The organism is Psychrobacillus sp. (assembly GCF_056205495.1).
On the sequence record NZ_JBAEAP010000211.1, the window covers coordinates 1 to 1,842 of the forward strand.

Here is a 1,842-nt window from a genome sequence, read left to right on the forward strand (position 1 = left end):
GTATAACAGCCGATGATATACTGGAAATTTGCTATAGATTTCAGAAGGAGGTTATACAAAAGTGATAACACAGACTGAAAAAGGGCTACCCAACCTATTTATCAAAAGCATTATCAGTTCATATGGAACAATCATAGCAGGGATTATAATTATATTAATTTTCAGCATTATGAGCCCATCTTCATTTGCCACGGTAGAAAATGTCATTAATATTTCACGTCAAATTTCCTTTTTAGTTATTATTGCTGTTGGGGCTACACTAGTTTTGTCTGTTAGTGAATTTGATTTATCTATAGGTGCCATTACCAGCTTAGGTGGAGTAATGGCAGCAAAACTAGCAACAGAAGGAGTACCCATTTTCTTTTGTATTCTTATTCCTGTCTTGGTTGGTTTAGTTGTGGGCATTATCAATGGATTAATTATTACACAATTTAAAGTTTTATCGTTTGTAACAACTCTTGCTATGGGAACTATTATTGGTGGTTTTACTTTTTGGTTTACAGGTGGTTCTACTATTTTTGAAAACATTCCTGAGGGGTTTAAATGGATTGGTCAAACAAACCTCTCTGTTATACCATTTCTTTCTATTATCATGTTGGTTATAGTCCTTGTATTTTGGTTTCTGATGACACAAATGGTAGTTGGACGAAGATTATATGCAATTGGTGGAAATGAACGAGCAGCCCAATTATCAGGGATAGCAATAAAGAAGTATAAAACATTATCTTTTGCTTTATGTGGGATGTTAGCTGCCTTTGCAGGAGCGTTATTAGCCTCACGGCTAGGTTCTGCTCATCCAACTGGTGGTGATGGCTTTTTCTTAAATGCTTATGCTGCAGTATTCCTTGGAATGACGGTTGTCAGGAATGGTACGCCTAACATACTTGGTACGTTATTTGGCGCTGCTATTCTTGGTATTATATCAAACGGCCTAACGATTTTAGAGGTTCCAACTTTTTCGCAAAATGTCATTACTGGCTTTATAATAATTGCAGCATTAATTGTTCAAAAGTTGGGGCGTGAAAATGTTTGATTACATTGCAAGAACATTTTTTAAATAAGAATAAAACGGAACATCGTCCATTTTTAACAGGATATTTTGTTTGTGGAGATCGGACGTGGAGACTGCACTTTCTTATATTAATAAGCCGTATGTCCGGGAATAGATGCCGTTGAAGTGGGAATTCCAAGTAAAAAAAAGTTATGTAATCTTATTCTGAGCCCATCTAAAGCAAAGATAAGAAAGGAAGGGTGAAAATGAACTATATCGCGGCTTTTGATTTGGGAACAACCGCCATCAAAGGTGTTTTGTTGAATCAGGAAGGACAAGTGAAAGTAAGGCATTCGTACAATATTCATACTTATTACGGAAAAAATAATGAAAAAGAGCAAAATCCTGAAGAGTGGTGGAAAGGTCTTCAAGCTATTACCCACGAGTGGTTTACTATGAAAGGAATTCCTCCAGCATCCATAAAAGCAATTACATTTAGTAGCCAAATGGAAGATGTTATTTTGATAAAAGAAGGAGAGTGCACAAATCGAGCAATTCTTTATTCTGATAATCGGGCATTCAGTGAAGCTCTGTCAATTAATCAACAGTTCCCTGATTTGAAAAAAATAGTTGGAAATACAATAACTTCCTCTACACCTGTTTCTAAATTAGTCTGGCTAAAGAATCATGAACTTATGGATTCGGATGAAAAGGTACATGTCGTATTCAGTGCGAAAGACTATATTATTTATAAGTTAACAGGTTCTATTGTAACAGACTACGTCACTGCATCTACTTCAGGAATTATGAATATTAAATTAAGAAAATGGAATGATGACTTATTAAACGCC

The 1,842-nt window shown here is 35.4% G+C and carries 2 protein-coding genes; both read left to right on the top strand.

Features of this window, described 5'->3' with window-relative positions; all coding sequences use genetic code 11:
- Positions 1–61 precede the first annotated feature (61 nt).
- Positions 62–1,033 (top strand): ABC transporter permease, encoded by a 972-nt coding sequence (locus AC06OU_RS06160; RefSeq protein ID WP_475854663.1) that lies wholly within the window; start codon positions 62–64, stop codon positions 1,031–1,033.
- 224 nt (positions 1,034–1,257) lie between these two features.
- The coding region (locus AC06OU_RS06165) for an FGGY family carbohydrate kinase (protein WP_475854665.1) at positions 1,258–1,842 on the top strand (585 nt) is incomplete at its 3' end.